Genomic DNA, 24,688 nt, shown 5'->3' with positions numbered 1-24,688 from the left:
ACGCGATGGCGCCGCTGCGGCCGCCCGCTCTCAGGACTCCAGCAGGCGGCGGGTGCGGCCGGGCGTGTTGGTGGCGATCCAGCCGACACCCAGCTCGCGGCACAGCGCCACGTCGTCCGGCTCGTCGACGGTCCAGCAGTAGGTGGCCCGGCCCGCCGCCGCAGCCCTGTCGACGATCTCCGGGTTGGCGCGCAGCCGCCGGATCGACGGACCGACGGCGGTGGCGCCCACCGTGGTCGACGCCGAGCCGCCGAGATACCCGGCGGCGTCGCCCAACAGCACCGTCGGCAGCAACGGTGCTGCCCGGCGTACCCGCCACACCGCCGTCGGCGAGAACGACATGACGACGGCCCTCGCGTGCGTCGCCGACGGCGGCGACGCCAGCCCGTAGCGGCCCAGCATCTGCAGCACGCGCTCCTCGACGAGACCGCCGAAGCGCACGGGATGCTTGGTCTCGATGAACAGCTTCACCGGCCGATCGTGGTCCAGGGTCAGCTCGATCAGCGTGGACAGCTCCAGCACCCGCGCCGGGTCACCGATCCCCTGCGCGAAGTCGAGCTCGTCGAACTCGCGCATCGTCATCTCGCTGACCACGCCGGTGCCGTCCGAAGTGCGGTCCACCGTGCGGTCGTGGATGCACACCAGATGACCGTCGAAGGTCAGCCGCACGTCGCATTCCAGGCCGTCCGCGCCCTGGTCCAGCGCCAGTCGGTAGGCGGACAGCGTGTGCTCGGCCCGCAGCGCCGACGAGCCGCGGTGGGCCACCACGCGGGGAAGGCCGCCGGATCCCGGGCCGCCCGCGCCGTCGCCTCCGGCCCCGTCGAGCCTGCCGGTCATCGCGGCGCCCCCGCCCCGGCGGGCTCCGCATCGGTGTGCTGAGCATCGGTGTGCTGAGCATCGGTGTGCTGAGCATCGGCGTCGTCGCCAGCGGGTTCGACGTCGGCGTCGTCGCCAGCGGGGGCTGCGGGCTCCGCGCGGAAGGCCGACGTGTCCATCACCCACCGCGCCGGCCCCGCGTTGTGCGCGTCCGCGCGGCCCTCCACCCTGTCGAGGACGATGCGCGTGACGACGACGGCGGAGATCGCGAGGAGGTCCGCGTAGAGGGTGTAGACGACGTTGTCGGCACGCGCCTGCACCGACGGATCCCACCGCTGCATCGCCACCGCGACCGCAGTGATGTTGCACAGCACCCACAGCGCCCACCAGAAACGCACCAGCGTCAGCAACGACGCCCCGTCGCGCAGCCCCCGGTAGTGCGCGCGCACCGTCGACCACGCTCCGCGTACGGCCCGGACCGCCGCCGGCCCGCCGCTGCGGGGCCCTCCGAGGCCCGGACCGCGGTCGGTGCGCGCCTCGTCGTCCGCGATCCCCGCGCGGCGACGGGCCATCGCCAGCTCGGTGAGGAACACGCCCGGATACACCAGGTTGACGACCGGGACGAGCATTCCCGCCGCCATCCGCCGGGCGCGCCGCGGTTCGGTGGTCCCCTCCGCCGCGAACGCCTGGGCGCGCGCACGGATCAGCCACCGGGTGCACGTGACGGCCGATGCGACGACGAACACCATCGCCGCGTAGCCGAGCACCAGGGCCGTCGCATCGGAGATCGCCACGGTCATCTGGTGCACCAGGTGGCTGCGGTTGCGCAGCATGAGCCCGTATCGGAACGCCTCCGCCACCGCGGCCAGCACGAACAGCACCAGGGTGGCGGTGAGCGTCGAGCGCGCGCTCGCAGCCGCCGAGCGCCGCTTCCGATCAGGGGCCGGCTCCGCCGGATCAGGCGCCGGATGCAGGCCCCACCGGGGGGTCTCGCGGTAGAACGGCGTGGGCCCCGGCTCCGCGGCGGCCGATCCCTGCACGCGAGGCGGCGCTCCTCGATCAGACGTCGGCGGCCGCGCCACCCAGCGGTACCCGCGCGGCAGCGCCGCACGCGCCTGCCGCTGCTGCGGAACGCCCGGCGGCCGGTGCGCGCCCTGCATGCGCGCGGCGGCGGTGCCGGAGACCACGGGGCGCGGCACGGGTTGCTGCGGTGGCTGCTGCGGGGGCGGCTGTTGCAGGGTCTGCCCCGGCCGAGCCTGTTGTTGCCGAGCCTGCTCCCGGGGCGGCTGCTGGCCAGGCCGGGCCTGCTGCTGCCGGGGCGTGAACGGCCGCGACAGGTCGCCCTGGCAGTGCGGGCACCAGCGCGCGGGCACCGGCCCGGCGGGGCCCACCGCGACGGGCCAGAACGTCCCGCAGCGCGTGCACTGCTGACACAACACCGGCATGCTCAATAGACACTGCCCTCACTGCCGTCCGCGGCCACCGTCGGCCGGCCCGACTGCTGCCAGCCCACCATGCCGTCGCGCACGAAGACCACGTCGCGCCCGTACTGATTGAGGAACTGGCACACCCGCACCGCGCGCCCGCCCTGCCTGCACACCACGTACACCTCGGCGTCCGGGTCCACCTCGTCGAGCCGCTCGGACACCTCGCCCAGCGGCATGTGCACGGCGCCCGCGACGTGGCCCTGGTCCCACTCGTCCCGTTCACGCACGTCCAACAGCACGGTGGCGTCGTCGAACCGCTCCGGAAGCTCGGCAGCGGAGATGGCTTCGAAAGGGTCTGTCACCTCGCCGATCCTGTCACGCGTCCGGGGAGCCGACAACCGGCCCGGGCGCGGCGGCTCCGTCGATGGGCGTGAAGTGCTCGACCGTCGGCGGCGCGGTGTAGAAGGGGTTCATCAGCGCGCGCCACTGCTCGAAATCGGCCGAACCGCGGAAGTTCTCCAGGTGCGCGGCCACGCTGTCCCACTCGACCAGCATCAGGTAGCGGCCCGGGGTCTCGTGGCACCGCGACATCGTGATGCGCCGGAACCCGTCCGTCCGCGCGATCAGCTCCTTCGCCTTCGCGAAGGCCGCCTCGAACCCGTCCCCCGACTCCCCGACGTCCAGAATCGCATGCTCATAGATCACGGACCCATTGTCGCAGTCTTCGCGCCGAGCCGAGCGCGACCGGCCGCCGCGACCGGTTCCGGACTGTGCATTATTCACAATCGAATGCCCCGAAATCTGTGACCTGGCACACTTTCTCCACCGCGTTGTCCACAGTTTGCACAGACTTATCCCCAATCTGGGGATACCCGACCGCGCGTGACCAGGATTTCCCCACAAGCGTCCACAGGGTGTGGATTGCGCGCTCCACAGTTGTCCACAGGAACTGGTCCGGGCTCGCCGGGGCGCTACCCGGCGGGCCGACCGGCTGGCACAGTTGTCGACATGGAACTCCGCGTCTTCACAGAGCCCCAGCAGGGCGCCACCTACGATGATCTGCTCGCCGTCGCCCGCACCGCCGAGGACCTCGGGTACGGCGCCTTCTTCCGCTCCGATCACTACCTGGCGATGAGCGGCGACGGCCGGCCCGGGCCCACCGACGCGTGGATCACGCTGGCCGGACTGGCGCGCGAGACCTCGCGCATCCGGCTGGGCACGCTCGTCACCTCGGCGACCTTCCGGTACCCGGGTCCGCTGGCGATCTCCGTCGCCCAGGTCGACGCGATGAGCGCCGGACGCCTGGAGCTGGGCCTGGGCGCGGGCTGGTTCGCCGAGGAACACGCCGCGTACGGCATCCCGTTCCCGCCGCTGGGCGAGCGGTTCGACCGGCTCGAGGAGTCGCTCGCCGTGATCACCGGGCTGTGGGACACCCCCGAGGGGCAGACGCTGACGCTGCCCGGGCGCCACTACCCCATCACCGATTCACCCGCGCTGCCCAAGCCCGCGCAGCGCCCGCACCCGCCGATCATCATGGGCGGCATGGGCCGGAAGCGCACGCCGGCCCTCACCGCCCGCTACGCCGACGAGTTCAACATCCCCTTCGTCGACACCGAGACGACGGCCGCGGCGTTCGCCCGGGTCCGTGCGGCGTGCACGGCCATCGGGCGCGACCCCGCCGGGATCACCTTCTCCAACGCCATGGTGCTGTGCTGCGGGCGCGACGAGGCGCAGATCGCCCGCCGCGCCGACGCCATCGGCCGCGACGTGGACGAGCTGCGGGAGAACGGCCTGGCCGGCACGCCGGACGAACTGGTCGACAAGATCGGCCGGTACGCCGAACTGGGAACCACGCGCATGTACCTGCAGACCCTCGACCTGACCGACCTCGACCACCTCGAGCTGGTGGCGGACAAGGTGATGCCGCAACTGAGCTGACCCGTCGGACGGGCTCAGCGGAGGGACAGGCGCAAGGCCAGCACGCGTTCCGTCGAGACCAGCACGTCGCCCAGGTCCAGCCGCCCGCCGGTGATCGCTGCGGCGAGGTCGCCGGTGGCCTGCGCGCCCTGACCTGCGTCGCGCGCCGAGCACAGCGCCAGGTCCTGGCCCGCGGCCAGTGCGGCCACGCTGCGGTCGCCGGAGTCGCCGAAGGCCGCCAGCGCGCCGGCTTCGATGGCGTCGCTGACGATCACGCCCTGGTAACCCAGGGCCCCGCGCAGGTCGCCGCGCAGGATCGTCGACGACAGACCGGCGGGTGTTCCGGGATCGAGCGCCGGGTAGACGGCCCAGGACGGCATGACCATGTCGACGCCCGCATCGATCGCCGCCCGGTACGGAGCCTCGTCGACACTGCGCAGCGTTCCGGCGTCGAGAGGGATCGTCACCGGCTCCTCGTCGGTGTTCGCCCCTGCGGGCGCCGCCCCGAGCCCCGGAAAGTGTTTGGCGGCGGCGGCGATACCGTCCGCCTGCTGCGCCGCGATGAACGCCCCGGCCGCGGCGCCCACGACGGCGGGGTCGGAACTGTAGGACCGTTCGTACCGGTCGAGGAAGTCTCCGGGCGTGCGGTACACACCGAGCACCGGGGCCAGGTTGCCGGTCAGCCCCGCGGCGTGCAGGGCGGCCGCGGCCTCGTGGCCGGTGCGCGCGCCGGCCGCCGCCGGATCGGCCGACGCCCCGACCGCCGCGGCGGAGTCCGCCGGCCAGTCCGCCCCGGGGAGCCGCAGCCGACGCACCTCGCCGCCTTCCTGGTCGGTGAGCAGCAGCAGCGGCATGGGTACCGGGCTCGCCATCGCCGCGTCCTGCAGGGCCTGCGCCACGTCGCGGATCTGCTCGAGCGAGACGATGTTCTCGGAGAAGAAGATGACGCCCGCGGCCTCGCCCGCGCGCACCGCTTCGAAGAGCTCCGGCGGCGGGGTGGGCCCGGGGTAGGAGTAGATCACGTGCTGGCCCGCGAGGACCCGCGCGAACTGCGCGGGAATCGCCGCGGCGGAGGCGGCCGATCCGGCGGGAGGAGCGGGCGCCGCCGACGCGACACCGCCCGTCAGGCCCGCGCCGACGAGCGCGGCCGTCGAGATCAGCGTCGCCGTCGCACGCCACAGGCGGGAACGCGCTCGTACCGAACCGGTCTTCCAGGATGCACGGCGCATCGCGGGCCTCCTAAAGCGGCGACGGCTCCCCGCCCCCGCCGGGCCGTGCTCGCTCGTGGGACGGAGCGGACCGGGCGCGGAGTCTCAGTCCTCCTGCACAGCAAAATAGCGCTGCTCGACGAGGCGGCGCAGGTCTTTCTCCGTTTGCGCCACGGCCGCCTGCACGAACGGCTCGACGATCCTGCCGAGCGCCTTGCCCGCCAGGCCGCCGCCGAAGTCGTAGGTGAACTCCACCGACAGCTCCGCGTGTTCGTCGTCGACGCGGGTGAAGCGCCACGACGACGTGTTGCGGACCCCCTCGTACGACTCGAGCGTGATCAGCTCGTCCTGCTCCCACTCGGTGACCCGCACCTTGGAGCGCAGCGTCTTGGGCCCCAGGACCATGGTCACCGCGTATTCGGCGCCGAGTCCACGCTCCTGCTCCCCGACCGGCGTGAACCCGGTGACACCGAACATCCACTGCGGGACCGTGCGGTAGTCGTCGACGAAGGCGAAACCCACCGCCAACGGCGCCGCCGCCACTGCCTTGATGCTGATCCGTCCCACCGTCACTCCTCGCGCTCCGGGCATACGGTCGCTCGGACGCCGACCGGCGCCGCTCGATTACTGTGACGCGACGGTACGGCATCCGGCGGCCGCCTGCCGAGAGGAAGCGGCGACGCCCCCGGTCACGGCGAGCAGCGCACCCCGGTGGAGTGGACGGGGCAGTAGCCGTTCGGGTTCTTCGCCAGGTACTGCTGGTGCACGGGTTCGGCGAAGTAGAAGTGCCCGGCTCGGGTGGTCTCGAGCGGGGCGACCTCCGTGGTCACGGCCCCGTAGCCGGCCTCGGCAAGCGACTTCTCGAACGCCGCGCCGGTCTCCGCCGCGGCGGCGGCCTGCTCGTCGCCGATGGTCAGGATGATCGAGCGGTACTGCGTGCCGACGTCGTTGCCCTGGCGCATGCCCTGCGTGGGATCGTGGTTCTCCCAGAACATCCGGAGCAGATCGCGGTACGTGACGACGTGCGGATCGAACACCACCTGCACCGCCTCGGCATGCCCGGTGCGGCCCGAGCACACCTCCTCGTAGGTGGGGTTGGGCGTGAAGCCGCCCGCATACCCGGAGGCCGTCACATGGACGCCCTCGGTCTGCCAGAACTCGCGCTCGACGCCCCAGAAGCAGCCCAGGCCGAAGACGGCGGTGTCCATGCCCTCCGGGTAGGGCGGGAGCATCGGGGCCCCGGTCACGACGTGCCGCTCCGGCACCGGCATCGGCTCGGCGCGGCCGGGCAGCGCCGCGGCCTCATCGACCATCGCCGACCTGCTGGACATCATCCGGGAGAGCTGATCGAACATCGCCATGGCCCGAGCCTACGCCGCGGACCGCGGACTCCGGTCCGCCCCGGACCGCCTGCTGACCACCGCTATTGCAGAAAATGTTTGCATCCACAAGGGTGGGGTACGGACAGATCAAGGTCGGATCGGGTCCGACCGCGCGCGACCGCGCGGCCCGCCCGCTCCCAGAAAGGATGATCGTGGCTGAGTACACCCTTCCGGAACTCCCGTACGACTACAGCGCGCTGGAGCCGCACATCTCCGGTGAGATCATGCAGATCCACCACGACAAGCACCACGCCGCCTACGTCACCGGCGCCAACGCCGCGCTGAAGGGGATGGCGGAGGCCCGCGAGGACGGCAGCATCGGCGCCAAGGCCGGCCTGCTCTCGCGCAACCTCGCCTTCCACCTCGGCGGCCACACCAACCACTCGATCTTCTGGAACAACATGTCCCCGAACGGCGGCGACAAGCCCGAGGGCGAGCTGGCCGCCGCGATCGACGAGCAGTTCGGGTCGTTCGACAAGTTCCAGACGCACTTCACCGCCGTGGCCAACAGCATCCAGGGCTCCGGCTGGGCCGTGCTGGCCTACGACCAGATCGGCGGCAACCTGGTCCTGGAGCAGCTCGAGGACCAGAACAACAACATCAGCGCCGGCATCATCCCCATCGTCATGCTCGACATGTGGGAGCACGCGTTCTACCTGCAGTACAAGAACGTCAAGGGCGACTACGTCAAGGCATGGTGGAACGTCGTGAACTGGGCCGACGCCGCCGGCCGCTTCGACCGCGCCCGCACCCAGACCAAGGGCCTGATCGTCCCGGCCTGAGCCCGGCCGCGCACGGTTCCGGGTCGCCGTCCCCGACGGCCCGGTCGCCACGCACATCGACGCCGCCCCCGCAGCCTCTCCGGCTGCGGGGGCGGCGTCATTTCCCCATCTCACGGGTGGACTTCCCTGACCCCGTCCAATATGCTGTACGTCACATATTCAATGACCCGAGGAGATGTCATGGGTTCGATCACCGACCTCGTCAACACGTCCCTGGCCGAGCCGTTCTGGGTGCTGTCCGACTTCCTCGATGCCGCGGGCTCGTCCGATCTCGCCGGCAAGCTGTGGGACATCGGCGACAAGATGAGCGACTCGCTCTGACCCGACTGCAGGCCGCAGCGCAATGCATTCCATTGCGATGCGGCCTGCCGCGTGCGCGCAGCGGCTATCGTGCGATGCGGGACCCGACGGGTGAACAGGAGTGCAGCATGGACATCGCAGGAACCTCCGCCATCGTCACCGGCGGCGCATCGGGGCTCGGCGCCGCCACCGCGAAACTACTGGCGGACAGGGGGGCGACGGTCTTCGGCATCGACCTGCAAGGTTCGATCGACCGCGCCGACGCGGACGTTCCCGCCGGCGTCACGCTGGTCCCGGCCGACGTCACCGACGAGGGCCAGGTCACGGAGGCGGTGGAGCAGGCGGCAGACTCCGGCGCGCCGCTGCGCATCGTCGTCAACTGCGCCGGGGTCGGATGGGCCGGGCGCATCCTGTCCAAAACCGGGCCCCACGACCTCGAGCTGTTCCGCACGGTGATCACGGTCAACCTGCTGGGCACTTTCAACGTCATGCGCCTCGCCGCCGACGCCATCGCCGGGACCGAGCCCGTGGACGAGTCCGGACAGCGCGGTGTGGTCATCAACACGGCGTCCGTCGCCGCGTTCGAGGGGCAGATCGGGCAGATCGCCTACTCGGCCTCCAAGGGCGGGGTCGCCGGAATGACGGTCCCCGCGGCCCGCGACCTCGCCCAGCAGGGCATCCGCGTCAACACCATCGCGCCCGGCATCGTCGACACCCCCATGCTCGCGGGCGTCGCCGAGGAGTTCCGGGCCGGGCTCGCCGAGGGCGTCCCCTTCCCCAAACGCCTCGCCCGGCCCGACGAGTACGCCCAGCTCGCGGGCATGATCGTCGAGCACGACTACCTCAACGGCGAGACCATCCGCCTCGACGGCGCGCTTCGCATGGCGCCGCGGTAGCTCCCGCACGACGGACCGCCGCCCGCCCCGGAGTCTGTTAGCGTGACACGGTCCACACTGAGGGCTCTCGGCACGGGCGCACACCGCCCGCGAGCGCGCTGCCGCAGCACGTCGAGACCACTGCACTCGCCACCGGGAGGGGCCGCACCATGCTGGAGCGCCGCCTGACACGGCGGTCGCTCCTGGGCATCGGTCTGGGCTCCGCCGCCGTGGTGGCGACAGGATGCTCGGCGGCCGACGGAACCACGGCGGCCACCTCCTCCACGACCTCCCCGGCCGCGTCGGCCGCCGCGGAAACCACCACGGCCGCAGACCCTTCCACCACCCCCACGTGGGCCCCCGGTTCTCCGGCGCGCGCCATCGTGCGCGGCTCCGGCTCCAGGCCTCAGGTGGCGCTCACGTTCCACGGGACCGGCCCCCTCGCGATCACCCGCCGCGTCACCGACATCCTCGCCGACCACGGCGCACACGCCACCGTCTTCGCCATCGGCCGATGGCTCGCGTCGGAGCCCGATGCCGCCCGGATCATCCTCGATGGAGGCCACGAACTGGGCAATCACACCTGGAGCCACCCGCCGCTGTCCACCTACGGCCCCGATGCGATGTACGAGGAGATCGTGCGCTGCCGCGACGAGATCCACCGCCTCACCGGCGGGCCCGGCGCGTTCTTCCGTCAGTCCGACGGCCAGTACGCCACCGACGAGGAGTGCGTGCAGGCCGGGCGCGCGGGGTACGCCCGGATCCTCAACTACGACATCGACTCGACCGACTGGAAGGGCACCTCCACCGGCACCATCCGCGCCGCCGTCGCGCGCGCCACCGCCGGCAGCGTCATCAGCCTCCACCTGGGTCGCAGCAGCACGGTGGCCGCGCTGCCCCTGGTGCTCGACGACCTGGCGCGGCGCGGCCTCACCGGGGTGACGGGCACCGAACTGCTGCGCTGACCGGCACCGACGAACACCGCCAGACACCGACGACAACCGCACCGGACCGAAGGGAATGCAGATGCGCAAGGGCAACCGACTGATCGGCACGCTCGGCGGCAGGCCGACCGCCCGGGCCGGCATCGCCGTCGCGGTCCTCGCCCTCGTCGCGGCCGGCTGCTCGAGCAGCGACGCCGTCGAGCCTGCGTCCACGCCGACGCCGGACCAGGCGGCCCAGGCCACAGGGGACGCGCAGGCGCCGGCAACCACCGGCGAAGCGGCTCCTCCCGCGGATCCGGACGCGCTGCCCGGCATGCCGCCCGTGACCGACCCGCACAACATCTACTCGAATGCGGGCGCCGACATGCTCTCGGAGACGGCCGCGCAGGCGAAACCGCTGGTGTATGTGCCGCACAACGACAGCAGCGACGTGTGGGTGATCGACCAGAACACCTTCGAGGTGGTCGGGAAGTACCAGCTCAGCGGGGAGTTGCAGCATGTGGTGCCGTCGTACGACATGAAGACGCTCTACGCCATCGACGACACCGGCAATCACGCGACGCCCTTCGACCCGAACACGGGCGAGCCGGGCGCGACGTTCCCCGTGATCGACCCGTACAACATGTACTTCACGCCGGACGGGGCGTCCGCGATCTCCGTGGCGGAGGCCCGCAAGGAACTGGTCTGGTACGACCCGCACACCTGGGAGGTCCAGGACGTCACGCCCACGCCGGAGTGCAGCGGCATCGACCACGCCGACTTCTCCGCCGACGGCAGGACCGCCCTGTTCACCTGCGAGTTCGCCGGGCGCGTCGCGGTGGTCGACGTGCAGAGCCATCAGCTGGAGCGCGTCATCGACATGCCCACCCGCAACACGCACATGGGCCCGCAGGACATCAAGCTGGCGCCGGACGCGTCCGAGTACTTCGTGGCCGACTGCGACGCGGACGGCGTCTGGGTGATCGACGGCGCCGCCACCCGGGTCGACCGGTTCATCCCGACCGGCCAGTGCGCGCACGGCATCTACCTCTCACGCGACGCCGAGCGCATGTTCGTCACCAACCGCGGCGAGGGCAGCGTGAGCGTGCTCGACGCCTACACCGGCGAGCCCATCACCAAGTGGCACATCCCCGGCGGCGGCAGCCCGGACATGGGCGGGCTCAACGCCGACGGCACGCAGCTGTGGCTCTCCGGGCGCTACGACGACGCGGTGTACGTGCTCGACACCGCGGACGGGCACCTGATCAAGAAGATCCCCGTGGGCGACGGGCCGCACGGGCTCGCGGTGTGGCCGCAGCCGGGCCGTTACAGCCTGGGGCACACCGGAATCACGCGTTGAGCGGCGCTCCCCGATCCCGCACAGGCGCCTGCGGCGGGCACCTGCGCGCCGTCGTGACCGTCTTCACCCGACGGGCCTTTTGTGCAGAATCGTGATAAAGGTTATCGGGTTGTCCGATAACTGAGGAGTAGACACTTGACGCAGAGCACATCGTCGCCGAGGATCGCGATTCTGGGTGCGGGCCCCTCCGGCCTCGCACAGCTCCGGGCCTTCGAATCGGCCCGCCGCGCAGGACGTCCCATCCCCGAGATCGTGTGCTTCGAAAAGCAGTCCGACCTGGGCGGCATGTGGAACTACACCTGGCGCACCGGCCTGGACGAGCACGGCGAGCCGGTGCACGGCAGCATGTACCGCTACCTGTGGTCCAACGGCCCCAAGGAGTGCCTGGAGTTCGCCGACTATTCGTTCGAGGAGCACTTCGGCCGCCCCATCCCCTCGTACCCGCCGCGCGCCGTGCTGCACGACTACATCCTGGGCCGCCTGGAGCGTTCGGACGCACGCAAGTACATCCGGTTCAACCACGCAGTGCGCTGGGTCGAGTACTCGGAGGACACCGGCCGCTTCACCGTCACGGTGATGAACCACGACGACCGCCGGCTGGAGTCGGAGGAGTTCGACTACGTCGTCACCGCCACCGGCCACTTCTCCACGCCCAACGTGCCGCACTTCCCCGGCGTCGAGACGTTCCCGGGCCGCGTCCTGCACGCGCACGACTTCCGCGACGCGGTCGAGTTCGCGGGCAAGCGCGTGCTGCTCATCGGCAGCAGCTACTCGGCGGAGGACATCGGCAGCCAGTGCTACAAGTACGGCGCCGCCCGCGTGCTCATCAGCTACCGCAGCGCCCCCACCGGCTACGACTGGCCCGACCGCTTCGACGAGGTGCCGCTCCTGCAGCGAATCGACGGCAAAACGGCCCACTTCGCCGATGGCACCAGCGAGGACGTCGACGCCATCGTCATGTGCACCGGGTACCAGCACCACTTCCCGTTCCTGCCCGACGAGCTGGGCCTGCGCACCCGCAACAGGCTGTACCCGCGCGGGATGTACAAGGGCGTGGTCTCGCTGGCCAACCCCAAGTTGCTGTTCCTGGGCATGCAGGACCAGTACTTCACCTTCAACATGTTCGACGCGCAGGCGTGGTTCGCGCGGGAGGTCATCGCCGGCACCGTCGCCCTGCCCGACGCCGACGCGCAGGCCGCCGACGTGGACGCGTGGTTCGAGCGCGAGTGCGCGCTGGACGGGCACGAGCAGGAAATCGACTTCCAGGCCGCCTACATCCGCGACCTGCTGTCGTTCTCCGACTACCCCGAGTTCCACGTGGAACGTCAGGGAGAGCTGTTCAAGCAGTGGCACGACGACAAGCAGGCCGACATCATGGGCTACCGCAATCGCAGCTACCGCTCCACGCTCACCGGCACGCTGGCGCCCGCGCTGCACGAGCCGTGGCTGGACGTGCTCGACGACAGCCTCGAGTACTTCCTGGCAAACAACCTGACCCGCGGCAAGATGCAGGAGAGCCGGGTGCTGACCCGCGAGTCGGACGACCGGCCCCGCACCCCCGCGCCGCACGCACACTCGGCGCAGCGTGCGCGCGGCATCGCGTCGGGCGTGGCCGGCAACTCCCCGCGGAAGTGACGACCGGTCAGCCGCCCGCGGCCTGCGCACCCTCGCCTCGCTGATCGGGCGCGCCGCGCCGTAGCACGCGCGTACCGTCGGCTGCGAGGCCCCCGCGCACCTGCGCACCGCCAGGAAGAAGCTCAGAAATGACCGATTCCGGCCCGATCGATTCCGGCCCCAACGACGCCGCGGCGCCCGCTCGCGCCCTGCTCACCGACTCCTTCGGCCGCATACGTGAGCAGGTCGCAGGCCTGACCGGCGGCGTGACGTCCGACGTCGCCGCCTGGCGTCCGGACCCGGAGGCCAACAGCATCGCGTGGCTGCTCTGGCACCTCACCCGCGTGCAGGACGACCACCTGGCCGACGCCGCGGGAACCGGCCAGGTGTGGACGGCCCCCGGCGCGACCCCGGAAGCGGCGGGGCCCTCGTGGGCCGAGCGCTTCGGCCTGCCGTTCCCGCCGGAGGCCACCGGCTACGGCCAGACCGCCGCACAGGTGGGGCAGGTGCATACGGACGGGACGCTGCTCGACGGGTATCACGCCGACGTGCACGCCGCGACCCTCCGCTACCTCGACTCGCTCACCACCGACGAGCTCGATCGTGTCGTCGACCGCGCCTGGGACCCGCCGGTCACCGTGGCCGCGCGGCTGGTGAGCGTGATCGGCGACTGCACGGCCCACCTGGGCCAGGCCCAGTACCTGCTCGGCATGCACCGGAGACTGTGACCGGCACTGCCCGGCCCGGCCCGGGTCCTCGCGCCCGTCTCTGCCGGGCTGGATGCCTTCTCCGAAGCCTAAGTATTGCGGAAGCGTTCGCGTCGTCGCCGCTTCCGACAGGCCTGCAGGTCGAGTCCGTGCCCACAGGCGTCGCCGCACGTCACCGCCCCGGCGACACCGGACACGTTCTCTTCCGCAATCCCGAGCTTCACGAAGCGCCATGCGCCCGGTAGGCGTCGGAGCCGCCACGGTACGGCGCCGCCGTCACCGGCCCCCGGTCAGTTGATGTCGAACACGAAGCTCGCGTGCGGGTGGCCGGTCTGCACGAACGAGTGGACGTCGAGGGGCTGCTGCCAGCTGGTGCCCGCCGTGTCGGTGTTGTTCGCGTAGTCGGAGGCCACCAGGGTCACGTCGCCGCGCGGCGCCATCGAGTTGCCGGACAGGTGGTAGCTCATGGTCGCGCCCACGCCGTCGTTCCAGCCGTCGACGGTGATCCGCTCGCTGCTGTGCGCATTGATCTGTGTGAGCGGCGCGTCCACCCACTGCCCGTCCCGGGCGAAACCGCCGTCGTAGAACATCGTCGAGTCGGTGTTGTTGTTGACCGTGATGACGGCGGTGGCGTCGTGCTCGGTGGGCATCGCCTGCGCCGCACCGGCGCCCAGCAGCGCCGCGGTGGCGGCGCCGCCGGCGAGAACGGTCGAGGCGAGGACGGTGGCGGTGGCGCGGGTGGTGATGCTCATGACGGATGCTCCTGTGCGGGTCGGTCCTGCGGTGTGCCGGTCTGTTCCGGCGATGACTCCACTATCCGACGAAACGCGCCCCGAGTATGTCCCGCGACCAGGCGAAACACAGGGGGAAGCGGGGTGTCCCCCGATCGGTGGACACCCGGCTCAGGCCAGCCCGGTCCAGCCCAGCGCAGCTCAGCCCAGCGCAGCTCAGCCCAGCGCAGCTCAGCCCAGCGCAGCTCAGCCCAGCGCAGCTTCTATGGCCCGCAGTTCGGCCTCGCCCGGCACCGGCAGGTCGTCGACGGACGGGACTTCGTCGGCCGCCTCGTCGCTCATCCACTCCCGCAGCGCCTTGGTGGCGCGCACGTCGTCCTCGTTGTATTCGAGTACGCGGGTGCGCTGGTCGAGTGCAGGCGCGTCGCCGTCGAACCCCACCGCCTCGCGGTACCAGGCCATCGACGCCTCGCCGCCCGCGTCGTCGTCGCGCCAGTCGAACCCGGCGAACCGCGCCAGCACCTTGAGCCCCCGGCCGCGCGGGCTCACGAAGTTCTCGCCGACGTACTCGAAGATGTCCACCCAGTGGTCGGACTCGATGAACCCGCGCACCTCGTCGACGGACGGGATCGCCGGGTAGCCCTGGAAGCGGGTGGCCGAGCCGAGGAGCCACTTGTTCTCGGCGTTCTGCGAGTAGCAGTACGCGGCGAACGTGCGCCCCTCCGCCAGGGCCCCGTCCCGCAGCCGCATGAGCCACGTCCAGAACTCGGCGAACGAGCGCGCCTCGTCGTCGGTCGGCACCGGGTCCCACGTGACGAAGGGCCGGTAGCCCAGGTCCGCGCCGTCGTCGGTGACGAGCGTGCCCCACAGGTAGGCGCCGTGTTCCTGGTAGCTCTCCATGTCCACGTCCACCTCGACGTCGGCGCGCGGCACCGTCACGCGGGGGCCGCGCCGCACCAGCGGCTCGTCCACCAGCCAGGCGCGCGCCGACACCACCGTGTCGTCGAAGCCGCCGCCGTGCCACTCGTCGGGTCCCCGCCCCTGCCACGCCGCGAGCCGGTCGATGGTGCCGATGCCGGCGGCCCGCAGCATCGTGCCGCGGTGGCCGGTGGCGACCAGCGACACGTCGTGGCGCTCGCGCAGCACCGTCCCGCACCCGTCGACGGTCCGGCCGTCGGGGCCGGTGAGGTCGTGCCAGAACGGGCAGGACGCGCACTCCGCGACGCGGGCCGGGGCCGTGTCCACGAGTCCGCGGGCCACCGCCTGGCGGTCGGCGTAGCGCGCGTCGTACTGCTCGAGGATGCCGCCGGGCCCGCCGAGGTCGTAGGCGACGATGCAGTCGGCGTCGTAACCGATCGCGCCGCCCATCCGCGCGGGCGACGCCAGCCCCAGCCGCTCGAGCATCCGGGTCACGTGCGCCAGGCGCACCTGGTCGCGGGTCTGCCCGCGCATCTTGCGGTGCGGGTCGGCGCGCGGCGCCCACGCGCCCATCGGCGACGTCGCAGCCCCGCTGCCCGGGTCGGTCACCTTGTGGTTGACGACGATCACCGGGATGTATCCGCCGCGGTCGTCGTCGCGGATGAGCAGGTCGACGCCGCCGGCGCGCAGCGTGTCGAGTTCCCGCGGGAGCCGCGCATTCCACACGCGGTCCGGCCGCGCGGCCGGGTCGGCGGCGGCGAGCGCCTCCCCGTGCACGTCCTCGGCCCAGGTTTCGCGCGGGTTGTGGCGCCGGTGGTCCTCGGAGAGCCGCGCGCGGACCTGCTCACGGTGATCGGCCGCGGCCTCCCTGCGCTGCGCCACGCTCCCCGACTCCTCCGGCAGCGCCACGCCGCGCGGCAGCGTGGCGGCGCGGTGGATGCGGTGCCGGCACCGGGTCAGGTCCGACGCCCGCAGCACCGGGGCGGCGGGCCCGTTGGCGGGCGCAGCAGGGGAGGTCACAACCCACGACCCTATTCCCTGCCATAGGGTGGGACGGGCATGCCCTCACGCGGCGGGGATCACGGTGGCCGGGCGCCACCGCAGCGCACCCCGGCAGGACACCACGGAAGGCCTTCGTATGGGACTGTTGAAGAAGAATCGCTCGTCGCGCAGGTCGCGCCGCAAGGCCGAGGCCGCCGCGCTCAAACACAAGGCGGGCCTCGAGGCCAAGCTGAGCGCCAAGAACGGCCGCAAGCGCGACAGGGCCGCACTCAAGCTGGAGCGCAAGCGCGCCAAGTCCCAGCACAAGGAGGACAAGGCGGACCGCAAGGCCTCCGCCGCCGACCAGAAGAATCGGCTCAAGGTCGCGGAGGCCGAGAAGGCCAATGCCGAGGCCGGCCGGTTCGACGCCAAGTCGGTGGGCCGCTACCTGAGCGTCGCGCGCGTGCTCGCCCCCGTCGTCGTGCCCCTCGCCTACCGCGGGGCCACCGCACTGCGCGGAGCCCTCGACAAGCGCCGGGCGGACAGCCTCGGCGTCAGCGTCGACGAGCTGGGCGAATTCAGCGGATCCGGCGCCAAGCTGGGCGCCCGCGTCACCGGCGCGGGGCGCACCCTGGACAAGCTCGTCGAGCGCAACCCGCGGGACGCGGAGACCGCCGAGTTCGCCAAGGCGATGCGCGCGCGCCTCACGGATCTGGGCGCCGCCGTCGACGCGGCGGAATCGATGCCCGGCGAGCGGCGCCGGTCCGCGCACAGCGCCATCTCCGACGAGCTCGACGCCATCGACGCGGACATCCTCGCCCGCCTGGGAGTCAAGTGACCGCCCGCCCCACCCGGGCCCGCGGTACCCCCGGAGGGAGCCCCCGAGAACGACGATGATCCGCCTGCCCCACCGCCCGCCGCGCGCCGGGTACGCCGACGCGGCGGTCCCCCGCATGCGCGGGCTGTCGGTCGCGGTGCTGACGGCCGTCCTCGCGCTCGCCGCCCACAGCGCGGGCGGCGGAACGGTCCCCTCGGCCTCCGGTATCGCGCTGATCCTCGTGGTCGGGGCCGTGGCCGGGTGGTTCGCGGGTCCCGCAGTGGACCGCCGCAGGATTCCCTTCCGCCGATCGGCCGTGTTCGCGGTGCTGATGGCGGGACAGGGCGCCGGCCACCTTCTGCTGAGCTTCGTCGGCGGCGCACACGCGGCGACGATGGGCGGCGGCCCCATGACACAGTCCGCGATGGGGCACGGGGCGATGACCCACGCAGCGTTGGCCGCCGAGTCGCAGGCCCACGAGATGGCGGCGCCCGGCGGGCCCGTGGCGCACGCGGTGCACATGGTGGCCGCCCTCGGGCCGGAGATGTTCGCCGCCCACGTCGCCGCCTCGCTCGCCTGCGCGATCCTCGTCACCGCCGCGGAGTCGCTGTACGGGCCGGTCGCGCGCGCGTTCCGCAGGCTCGTCCCCGCTGCACCTCCCGTCGTCACCCCCGTGCGGCGCCCCGTTCCGCGGCCCGCCGCACGGCCCGCGGCCTGCGGGTCAGCGGTGCCCGTGACCCCGCTGACCCGCCGCGGCCCGCCGCGCATCCCGCGGTTCGCTGTGGCCTGACCCCCGGCCGGTCCCGGGGGCCGGCCAGTCATAGGCACTTCGCGGCGTGGCACGCTCTCGTCGAGCGTCACGCCGCGCGACTTCGCGCGCCCGCGGTGGCAGACTGCGGGCGCGCCACGGAAAGAAGGATTTCGCACTATGAAGGTATTCGCACGACGCGCGGTGTGCGCCGGCTCGATCATCGGCGCCCTCGCGCTGGCGGGCTCCGGGCTGGCCTCGGCGCACGTCTCCGTGTCCGCCCCCGGCGCGACGCAGGGGGGCTACGAGGTGCTGACGTTCCGGGTGCCCACTGAGTCCGACACGGCGGGCACCACCGCCCTCACCGTCACGCTCCCGGGCCTGCGATCCGCGCGCACCGAGCCGATGCCCGGCTGGCACTCGGCCGTGACCAAGGATCCCGGCTCCGCCCTGGCCACCTCGGTGACCTGGACCGCCGATCCGGGCGTGGAGGTGGGACCCGGCCAGTTCGGCGAGTTCCGCGTGTCCGCCGGACCGCTGCCGGATGCGGCCTCGGTGGACTTCCCCGCCACGCAGACCTACTCCGACGGGGCCGTCGTCGAATGGGACCAGCAGCCCGCGCCGGACGGCACGGAGCCCGAGCATCCGGTCCCGTCCCTCACCCTCGAACCCGCATCCGCCCAGGGCGGCCACGCGCACGGCGGGCAATCCGGGTCCGCCGCTACGGATGCCGAGTCGGGCGGCTCCACGGCGAGCGACTCCGATTCCGGCGACGACGCCGTGGCGCGCTGGCTCGGCGGTGCCGGACTGGTGCTCGGCGCCCTGGCGTTGGCGCTCGCCATCGGCAACACCATCCGCAGGAGGTCGTGATGTTCGGCCGGACAGCAGATCCGCAGCGCGGCGGGTCCCGCCGCGCACGGCGGTCGATGCTGGCGGCGGTGTTCGCGGCTCTGCTGGCCGCGACGGGCACCGTGGCCGGCGTCGGCGTCGCCTCCGCACACTCGGCGATCGTGGAGATGAGCCCGCCCGACGGTGCGGCCCTCGACGCCGGGCCCGACACGGTGACGCTCACGTTCAACGAGGCGATCTCGCCCAACTACGCCAACCTGACCGTGGTGGGACCGGACGGTCACCTGTGGTCGCGCGGCGAGCCGACGGTGGACGGCAACACCATCTCCGTCCCCGTCGGCGAGCTCGGGCCCGCGGGCACGTACACCGTGGCGGTGAAGGTGACGTCGGCCGACGGCCACGCCGTCGGCTACACGCGCAGCTTCGAGCTGACGCAACCCGGCGACGGCACGCCCGGGCCCAAGGCGGACGCCTCCGATGCCGACGAGGACTCCGATTCCGGCGGCGGGGTCCAATGGTGGTGGTTCGTCATCCCCGCGGTGGTCCTGTTCGGCGGCGGACTGTGGTTCGCGTTGCGCAGCCACGGCGACGACTGATCGCGAAAGACGCCCGTGGGGCGGGCCCTGCCGGGCCCGCCCCACGGGCGTTCTTCAGGAACCGAGCGGCGTCAGGACTTGACCGGCGCCTCGGGGAGCCGCACCACCTGGCCGGCGTAGGACAACCCCGCGCCGAACCCGACGAGCAGCGCCATGCCGCCCGCCGGCGCCTGCCCCTCGCGCAGCATCTTCTCCATCGCCAGCGGAATCGAGGCGGCCGACGTGTTGGCCGTCTCGACGATGTCGTCCGCCACGGGGACCGACTCCGGCAGCTTGAGCCCGCGCACGATCAGCTCGTTGATGCGCTGGTTCGCCTGGTGCGGGACGAACGCGTCGAGGTCCTCGATGCCCACCGCGGACGCGTCGAGCGCTTCCTTGGCCACCTTGCCGATGGTGAACGCGGCCCAGCGGAACACCGCCTGACCCTCCATCCGCATCCACGGGTGTTCGAAGGTGTCGGTCTCCACCATCGCCTGCCACGTGGGCACCTGGCGGATGGCCTGGGCCTGCGAGCCGTCCGAACCCCACACCACCGGGCCTATGCCGGGCGTCTCGGACGGACCCACGACGACGGCGCCGGCACCGTCGCCGAAGATGAAGCAGGAGGTGCGGTCGGTCATGTCGAGCGAGGGGCTCATATGGTCCACGCCGACCACCAGGACGTGCTTGGCGCTGCCCGCACGGATGAGGTCGGACGCCACCGCCAGGCCGTGGCAGAAGCCCGCGCAGCCCGCGCTGAGATCGAACGAGCCGGGCGAGGTGAGCCCCAGCGCGTCGGCGACCAGCGTGGACGACTGCGGGGTCTGGCTGTAGTGCGACGAGGTGGCCATGATGATGCAGTCGACCTGCCCGGCCTCGAGCCCTGCGGCTTCGATGGCCTTGCGCCCGGCCTCGATGCCCATCGTCACGGCCGACTCCCCCACGGCGGCGAAGCGGCGCGACCGGATCCCGGAGCGGGTGCGGATCCACTCGTCCGTGGAGTCGATCTTTTCGCAGATCTCCTCGTTGGTGACGACTCGCTCAGGACGGTAAGCGCCCAGGCCCAGGATGGCCGAGTGGCTGCCCGTGGTCGGCGTGATGGTGGCGGTCATGGAGTGTGTTCCGATCTTTCGTGCTCAGACTCGCCGCGCCGGCCCTGGCATGGCAACGTGTGCCTGCGCGGCGCGCGAATCGCTGGCGCCGTCCCGGCGGACCGGGCGCCGGAGCCATCGGCGGATGTAGTCGGCCGTCACATTACGCCGTGGCGGTCGCCGTATCGGGGATGGGCCCGCCGCGCCCCGTGGCGCTTCGCCGCCTCATGCCGCGCGACACGTTTGGCCCGACGTCCTGTCCGGCTGTGTTCGTCGGCACAGTATGTTGTGGTCAACAGGTTGTGGTCGACGGCACTACGCGAACGGAGCCGCACGCACGGTTGCGACCCCGCGACCAGAGAGCCCAGCACCGAGACAGGAGACTCTTATGGCCGAGAGCGAAGGAACGCCCCGGAAGGCCTCCGGTCCGCGCCACGCGCTGCCCGAGGACATGGAGCCGGCGCCCATTCCCGCACGTGAGCCCGCGCGTCCGGTCGGCCGGCCGGCACCGGCCTACGAAAGCTACGAGGCGCCCGAGTCGAACATGATGCCGATGATCATCGCGGCGATCCTGGGCGGAGTGCTCGCGGCCGTGCTGCTGTTGCGGGCACGTCGCCGGAGCGGCGTGGGGCCCGAGGAGGGCTGACCGCCCGTGGTCCGCACGTCGAGTGGGGTGTTTTTCGGTGCCCACCGCCGGGTGGACCACCGAAGAACACCCCGCTCGGCGCCCGCGGGCCGGCGTCAGCGTCCGGGCAGGTAGCTGAGCGTCTTGATGGCCACCGGCAGCGCCTTGGCCCACACCTTGGGCGGCATCCACGCCGGGCCGGCCATGCCCGTGACCCGTTGCGTGGCCACCGTCTGCGGCTCGGTGTACTTGAGCAGGCCGTCTGCCCCGTGACGACGGCCCACGCCGGAATCCCCCATGCCGCCCATCGGTGCCGCGGTGCTGCCCCAGGCGGGCGCGTAGCCCTCGTCGACGTTGACCGTGCCGGCGCGCAGACGCCGCGCGATGGCCTCGCCCTCCGCGTACGACCCCGCCCACACGCTGGCATTGAGGCCGTAGTCGGTGTCGTTGGCGCGCGCGATCGCCTCCTCCACGTCGGTGACCGGATAGATCGACACGAGCGGCCCGAAGGTCTCCCCCGCGGCGCACTCCATCTCTTCGGTCACCCCGGTGAGCAGGGTCGGCTCGAAGAACAGCGGGCCCAGGTCGGGGCGCGCCTTCCCCCCTGCCACCACAGTGGCGCCCTTGGCCACCGCGTCCTCCACGTGGTGGGTGACGGTCTCGAGCTGGCTCTTCGAGATCATGCTGCCCATCTCGATGCCGAACGCGTACCCGGCGCCCAGAGTCATCGCCTGCACCCGCTTGCCCAGCACCCGGGTGAACTCGTCGGCCACGGCCTGGTCCACGTAGATGCGCTCGATCGAGATGCACAGCTGGCCCGAGTTGGAGAAGCACGCGCGGGTGGCAGCTTCCGCCACCTTGCCCAGGTCCGCGCCCGCGGTGACGATCATCGGGTTCTTGCCGCCCAGCTCCGCCGAGTAGCCGATGAGCCGCCGGCCGGCCTGCTCCGCCAGGTGCTTGCCGGTGGCGGTGGAGCCGGTGAACATGAGGTAGTCGGTGGACTCCACCAGCGCGGTGCCGACCACCGACCCGGGCCCGGGGACCACCGCGAACAGGTCTCGCGGCAGCCCGGCCCGGTAGAGCAGCTCCACGCACGCCAGCGCGCAGTAGGGCGTTTGGCTGTCCGGCTTGAGCACGACGCCGTTGCCGGCCATGAGCGCGGCGACCGCGTCGGACACCGCCAGCGTCATCGGGTAGTTCCACGGCGAGATGACGCCCACCACGCCCTTGGGCTGGAAGTGGACCTGCGTCTTGGTGGCACCGGGGATCATGCCCGGCACCTTGCGGCTCTTCAGCGCCTTGGGCCCCGTACGCGCGTAATAGCGGGAGGTCATCGCGATGTCGAGGACCTCCTCGAGCGCGGAGGCGCGCGACTTGCCCGTCTCCGCCTGCGCCATGTCCATCAGCGCGTCGCGGTGCGCGAGGATCATGTCGTGGTAGCGGAAGAACACCTCCGCACGCTGTGCGGGGCTGCGCCGGGCCCACAGCCGCTGCGCCACGCGGGCGCGCTCCACGGCGGCGCGGGCGTCGTCCGCCGTGCCGACGGGGATCGTGGCGAGCGTGCGGCCCGTGAACACCTCCGTGATGTCCTTCGTCGGCCGCTCGTCCGCCGCGTCGATGGCGACGAGCCTGGCGAGACGCGCGAACGTCTCCTTGGTGGGCGCGGGCATGGGTTCCCCTCCGGTTCACCGTCTCGGTCGTGTGCACCACACACTACCCGCGGTCACAGACAGCCCCGGGGCCGCGAGCGCGGCCGCAGCGAGCCCGGTCCGGCCTACTGTGGAACCGTCCGCGCGCCGACACTTGACCCTCACGCGGCGGGAGGCCGGAAGGTGGAACCCGTGAACGACGACACGCCCGTCCGGGACGCCGAACTGACCGTCGGCGCCACGGCCCGCCTCATCGGGGTCAGCGTCCGCACGCTGCACCACTGGGACGACGTGGGCCTGGTCAGGCCGAGTGAGCGGACGTCCGCCGGGTACCGCGTGTACACGGCGCCGGACATCGAGAGGCTGCACCGGGTACTCACCTACCGCGAGGTGGGGTTCGAGCTGCAGCAGATCCGCGGCCTTCTCGACGACCCGGACGCCGACGCGATGGCGCACCTGCGACGGCAGCGGCGGCTCATCGACGAGCGCATCGCGCGTTTGCAACGGATGGCTACGGCCGTGGACACGATGATGGAGGCGAAGACGATGGGCATTCAGCTCACCCCGCAGGAACAGCGCGAAGTGTTCGGCGACGATTGGCTGGGCGACGAGTACGAGGCCGAGGCGCAGGAGCGCTGGGGCGACAGCGACGCGTGGCGGCAGTCGGAACAACGCGCGGCCCGTTACACCAAGGACGACTGGAAGCGCATCAAGGACGAGACGGATGCGCTCGAGGCGGACCTGGCCGCCGCCCTGGCCGACGGGGCGCCCGCCGGCGGGGCGCGTGCCAACGCGCTGGCCGAGCGGCACCGCGCGGAGATCGAGCGGTTCTACGACTGCTCGCATGAGATGCAGTGCTGCCTGGCGGAGATGTACGTGGCCGACGAGCGCTTCCGCAAGCACTACGACGACGTCGCCCCCGGGCTGGCGCAGTACCTGCACGACGTGATCACCGCGAACGCGGCGGCGTCGGCCTGAGCCGGCGGTCAGGCGCCGGCGCGTGCGGCGCGCACCGCGTCCCGCCACCGGCGCCCGTCCGGTGGCCGCTCGCCGAGCAGCGCCACCCGCACGACGGCGACCGCCCAGTCGCGCGCCGGCACGCCGCCCAGGATTGCGCGGCCCCACAGCGCCAGGCCGACCACGAACGCGAGCAGATAGAGCCGGAACGCCCACGACCGCGGGCGCAGGAACACCCGGTCCGCGTCGCCTCGGCCCGCGGCATCGCCGCGCAGGGCGGGCGATGCGGAACTGTTCTGCGTCATCGGCTGCTCCGTGGCCGACTGCAGGCCCCCGCGCTTTCAAGGTAAGCGACCCGGTTTCCGTCCGCTCGCCCATCGCTGCGATCACCGCCGGGGCGCCGGGGCCACCGGGCGCCGGACTATGATCGAGGCGAGGGGGTCCGCCTCCGACGGGCCCGCCGACGACAGGAACGATGCACATGAACGGCGGTCCCCGTGCCGCGCGCGAGCGGCCCGGATTCTGGCAGTACGTCACCTACTCCTACGGCAAGGTCCTGCCGCCGCGGTACAACGAATGGGTGATCCGCGATCTGGGCGGTCCCGGCGCCAATTACCGCATGGCGATCCGGCTCATCATCCCGGCATTCGTGGGCCTGGGCCTGATGTGGCTGATCCCGGCCAGCCTGTACGTGCACGTGGGCATGACGCTGCCCATCTTCCTGCCGTTCGTCTACTTCTCGTTCGTCCTCGGCGGCGTGTACCGGCGGCACCGGCTGCGCATGCACGGCCTGGACCCTGACCTGGCCGACTGGTGGGCGCGCGAGAAGGACTACGCGCTGCGCCGCGAGTACGAGGAGCGGTTCGGCCGGTAGGGGCCCGGACCAGCCGCCGCCTTCAGCTTTTCGATGGTGTCGAGCACCCGGTAGCCGGCGGGGACCCCCTCGAGCAGTAGCGCGTCCGAGCACGAGTTGCGGACCCGCAGCCCCAGGATCTCCTGGTATCCGGGCGAGTCGTACCACCGTCGCGCGGCTCCCGGGGAGGGGAACGCGATGATGACCACGCTGTCGGGGCAGTCGCCCTCGAGCGGAATCGGCAGGCTGCCATGCACCAGCCACTCGCCGCCGTACGGTTCCATCGTCGATTCGATGCGGGCCATGTAGGAGTAGATGTCCTCGCCCACACGCACATCGCGCAGCCAGGCCATCGCGTAGCCCTTAGGCCCGGTCTCCGCGTGCGTCGCCGTGATATCGATGGTCATGATGCCGTCTCCTTCGTCGCTGTCGGGTTGAGTTGTGTCCGGTCTGTGCAGTGCCATCGTCACGCGGCGCGCGCACAACGTCGATTACCCGCGGAGTCATGCGCCTCCCGCTGATCGGGCCACCTCCCTGCCGCGCACTGTCAGGAACGTGTTCCAATGGCGCACGACGACACTCG

General features: G+C 71.9%; 28 protein-coding genes. 15 read left to right on the top strand and 13 right to left on the bottom strand.

Translation table 11 applies throughout. From position 1 onward, the window contains the following. Positions 1–30 precede the first annotated feature (30 nt). The 4 genes from FO059_RS01935 to FO059_RS01915 are packed head-to-tail and all read right to left on the bottom strand — an operon-like array spanning position 31 to position 2,948. Positions 31–837 carry a glycerophosphodiester phosphodiesterase family protein gene (locus FO059_RS01935; protein ID WP_143905900.1) on the bottom strand — a complete coding sequence of 269 codons (807 nt, stop codon included), beginning with the start codon at positions 835–837 and terminating at the stop codon, positions 31–33. Then, complete coding sequence (locus tag FO059_RS01930; protein WP_168226570.1) at positions 834–2,261, bottom strand: DUF4328 domain-containing protein; 1,428 nt, start codon at positions 2,259–2,261, stop codon at positions 834–836. The genes FO059_RS01935 and FO059_RS01930 overlap by 4 nt, the downstream gene beginning before the upstream one ends. A 2-nt stretch (positions 2,262–2,263) precedes the next feature. After that, positions 2,264–2,605 (bottom strand): rhodanese-like domain-containing protein, encoded by a 342-nt coding sequence (locus tag FO059_RS01920; protein WP_233267073.1) that lies wholly within the window; start codon positions 2,603–2,605, stop codon positions 2,264–2,266. A 13-nt stretch (positions 2,606–2,618) separates the two neighbouring features. Beyond that, positions 2,619–2,948 (bottom strand): antibiotic biosynthesis monooxygenase family protein, encoded by a 330-nt coding sequence (locus tag FO059_RS01915; protein WP_143905892.1) that lies wholly within the window; start codon positions 2,946–2,948, stop codon positions 2,619–2,621. Positions 2,949–3,251: 303 nt separating this feature from the next. Here FO059_RS01915 and FO059_RS01910 point away from each other — a divergent pair, with 303 nt between their 5' ends. Then, a complete protein-coding gene (locus tag FO059_RS01910; protein WP_143905890.1) occupies positions 3,252–4,181 on the top strand; it encodes an LLM class F420-dependent oxidoreductase in 930 nt (309 codons plus the stop codon). 14 nt (positions 4,182–4,195) lie between these two features. On the opposite strand, the gene FO059_RS01905 is transcribed toward FO059_RS01910, so the two are convergent. The 3 genes from FO059_RS01905 to msrA all read right to left on the bottom strand — a co-directional run bounded on the left by FO059_RS01905 (position 4,196) and on the right by msrA (position 6,729). Further along, positions 4,196–5,389 carry a glycoside hydrolase family 3 N-terminal domain-containing protein gene (locus FO059_RS01905; protein WP_143905888.1) on the bottom strand — a complete coding sequence of 398 codons (1,194 nt, stop codon included), beginning with the start codon at positions 5,387–5,389 and terminating at the stop codon, positions 4,196–4,198. An 84-nt stretch (positions 5,390–5,473) separates the two neighbouring features. Beyond that, the gene (locus FO059_RS01900) at positions 5,474–5,935 is read right to left on the bottom strand and encodes an SRPBCC family protein (protein ID WP_233267072.1); all 462 of its coding nucleotides are present in this window, start codon (positions 5,933–5,935) and stop codon (positions 5,474–5,476) included. Positions 5,936–6,057: 122 nt separating this feature from the next. Next, on the bottom strand, positions 6,058–6,729 hold the full coding sequence (gene msrA, locus FO059_RS01895) for a peptide-methionine (S)-S-oxide reductase MsrA (protein ID WP_143905885.1): 672 nt from the start codon (positions 6,727–6,729) through the stop codon (positions 6,058–6,060). Positions 6,730–6,902: 173 nt separating this feature from the next. On the opposite strand from msrA, the gene FO059_RS01890 reads away from it, so the two are divergent. From FO059_RS01890 to FO059_RS01865, 7 genes are all read left to right on the top strand, one after another. Continuing rightward, positions 6,903–7,532: a superoxide dismutase gene (locus FO059_RS01890; RefSeq protein WP_143905883.1), complete on the top strand. Its 630-nt coding sequence runs from the start codon at positions 6,903–6,905 to the stop codon at positions 7,530–7,532. A 180-nt stretch (positions 7,533–7,712) separates the two neighbouring features. Further along, positions 7,713–7,853, top strand: coding sequence for a hypothetical protein (locus tag FO059_RS18280; protein ID WP_158726791.1), 141 nt, complete (start codon positions 7,713–7,715; stop codon positions 7,851–7,853). 107 nt (positions 7,854–7,960) lie between these two features. After that, on the top strand, positions 7,961–8,728 hold the full coding sequence (locus FO059_RS01885; protein ID WP_143905882.1) for an SDR family NAD(P)-dependent oxidoreductase: 768 nt from the start codon (positions 7,961–7,963) through the stop codon (positions 8,726–8,728). Between the two features lie 149 nt (positions 8,729–8,877). Beyond that, positions 8,878–9,672: a polysaccharide deacetylase family protein gene (locus FO059_RS01880; RefSeq protein ID WP_199257152.1), complete on the top strand. Its 795-nt coding sequence runs from the start codon at positions 8,878–8,880 to the stop codon at positions 9,670–9,672. Between the two features lie 61 nt (positions 9,673–9,733). Further along, positions 9,734–10,990, top strand: coding sequence for a YVTN family beta-propeller repeat protein (locus FO059_RS01875; protein ID WP_199257150.1), 1,257 nt, complete (start codon positions 9,734–9,736; stop codon positions 10,988–10,990). 135 nt (positions 10,991–11,125) lie between these two features. Further along, a complete protein-coding gene (locus FO059_RS01870; protein ID WP_143905880.1) occupies positions 11,126–12,625 on the top strand; it encodes a flavin-containing monooxygenase in 1,500 nt (499 codons plus the stop codon). Positions 12,626–12,753: 128 nt separating this feature from the next. After that, positions 12,754–13,332, top strand: a complete 579-nt coding sequence (locus FO059_RS01865) for a mycothiol transferase (protein WP_143905879.1) — start codon at positions 12,754–12,756, stop codon at positions 13,330–13,332. Between the two features lie 269 nt (positions 13,333–13,601). Here the strand turns inward: FO059_RS01865 and FO059_RS01860 are convergent, their stop codons facing one another. Together FO059_RS01860 and FO059_RS01855 are read right to left on the bottom strand one after the other, a co-directional pair. Further along, positions 13,602–14,063 (bottom strand): hypothetical protein, encoded by a 462-nt coding sequence (locus tag FO059_RS01860; protein WP_143905878.1) that lies wholly within the window; start codon positions 14,061–14,063, stop codon positions 13,602–13,604. 225 nt (positions 14,064–14,288) lie between these two features. Continuing rightward, on the bottom strand, positions 14,289–15,980 hold the full coding sequence (locus tag FO059_RS01855; RefSeq protein ID WP_233266839.1) for a TM0106 family RecB-like putative nuclease: 1,692 nt from the start codon (positions 15,978–15,980) through the stop codon (positions 14,289–14,291). A gap of 118 nt (positions 15,981–16,098) precedes the next feature. On the opposite strand from FO059_RS01855, the gene FO059_RS01850 reads away from it, so the two are divergent. The 4 genes from FO059_RS01850 (at position 16,099) to FO059_RS01835 (ending at position 18,951) form a co-directional block, all read left to right on the top strand. Continuing rightward, entirely contained in the window at positions 16,099–16,779 is a 681-nt protein-coding gene (locus FO059_RS01850) for a DUF6474 family protein (RefSeq protein WP_143905877.1), read from the top strand. A gap of 55 nt (positions 16,780–16,834) precedes the next feature. Then, positions 16,835–17,548, top strand: a complete 714-nt coding sequence (locus FO059_RS01845; RefSeq protein ID WP_143905876.1) for a hypothetical protein — start codon at positions 16,835–16,837, stop codon at positions 17,546–17,548. 138 nt (positions 17,549–17,686) lie between these two features. Continuing rightward, the gene (locus tag FO059_RS01840; RefSeq protein WP_143905875.1) at positions 17,687–18,376 is read left to right on the top strand and encodes a YcnI family copper-binding membrane protein; all 690 of its coding nucleotides are present in this window, start codon (positions 17,687–17,689) and stop codon (positions 18,374–18,376) included. Continuing rightward, a complete protein-coding gene (locus FO059_RS01835; RefSeq protein WP_372497931.1) occupies positions 18,376–18,951 on the top strand; it encodes a copper resistance CopC family protein in 576 nt (191 codons plus the stop codon). The genes FO059_RS01840 and FO059_RS01835 overlap by 1 nt, the downstream gene beginning before the upstream one ends. A 71-nt stretch (positions 18,952–19,022) precedes the next feature. On the opposite strand, the gene FO059_RS01830 is transcribed toward FO059_RS01835, so the two are convergent. Next, positions 19,023–20,042 carry a beta-ketoacyl-ACP synthase III gene (locus FO059_RS01830; protein ID WP_143905873.1) on the bottom strand — a complete coding sequence of 340 codons (1,020 nt, stop codon included), beginning with the start codon at positions 20,040–20,042 and terminating at the stop codon, positions 19,023–19,025. A 367-nt stretch (positions 20,043–20,409) separates the two neighbouring features. Here FO059_RS01830 and FO059_RS01825 point away from each other — a divergent pair, with 367 nt between their 5' ends. Beyond that, complete coding sequence (locus FO059_RS01825) at positions 20,410–20,667, top strand: hypothetical protein (protein WP_143905872.1); 258 nt, start codon at positions 20,410–20,412, stop codon at positions 20,665–20,667. 95 nt (positions 20,668–20,762) lie between these two features. Here the strand turns inward: FO059_RS01825 and FO059_RS01820 are convergent, their stop codons facing one another. After that, complete coding sequence (locus tag FO059_RS01820; protein ID WP_143905870.1) at positions 20,763–22,316, bottom strand: succinic semialdehyde dehydrogenase; 1,554 nt, start codon at positions 22,314–22,316, stop codon at positions 20,763–20,765. A 171-nt stretch (positions 22,317–22,487) separates the two neighbouring features. On the opposite strand from FO059_RS01820, the gene FO059_RS01815 reads away from it, so the two are divergent. Beyond that, complete coding sequence (locus FO059_RS01815) at positions 22,488–23,273, top strand: MerR family transcriptional regulator (RefSeq protein ID WP_372497930.1); 786 nt, start codon at positions 22,488–22,490, stop codon at positions 23,271–23,273. Between the two features lie 8 nt (positions 23,274–23,281). Here the strand turns inward: FO059_RS01815 and FO059_RS01810 are convergent, their stop codons facing one another. After that, positions 23,282–23,557, bottom strand: coding sequence for a hypothetical protein (locus tag FO059_RS01810; RefSeq protein WP_143905867.1), 276 nt, complete (start codon positions 23,555–23,557; stop codon positions 23,282–23,284). A 176-nt stretch (positions 23,558–23,733) separates the two neighbouring features. Here FO059_RS01810 and FO059_RS01805 point away from each other — a divergent pair, with 176 nt between their 5' ends. Next, a complete protein-coding gene (locus FO059_RS01805; RefSeq protein WP_143905865.1) occupies positions 23,734–24,126 on the top strand; it encodes a DUF5313 family protein in 393 nt (130 codons plus the stop codon). Here the strand turns inward: FO059_RS01805 and FO059_RS01800 are convergent. After that, positions 24,084–24,512: a DUF1330 domain-containing protein gene (locus FO059_RS01800; protein ID WP_143905863.1), complete on the bottom strand. Its 429-nt coding sequence runs from the start codon at positions 24,510–24,512 to the stop codon at positions 24,084–24,086. The two genes, FO059_RS01805 and FO059_RS01800, sit on opposite strands and share 43 nt — an antisense overlap. Positions 24,513–24,688: the final 176 nt, after the last annotated feature.

This window comes from Tomitella fengzijianii, assembly GCF_007559025.1.
GTDB classification, from domain to species: domain Bacteria; phylum Actinomycetota; class Actinomycetes; order Mycobacteriales; family Mycobacteriaceae; genus Tomitella; species Tomitella fengzijianii.
The sequence above is the reverse complement of the archived record's forward strand: the minus strand, read 5'-3'. Positions and strand labels throughout refer to the sequence as shown.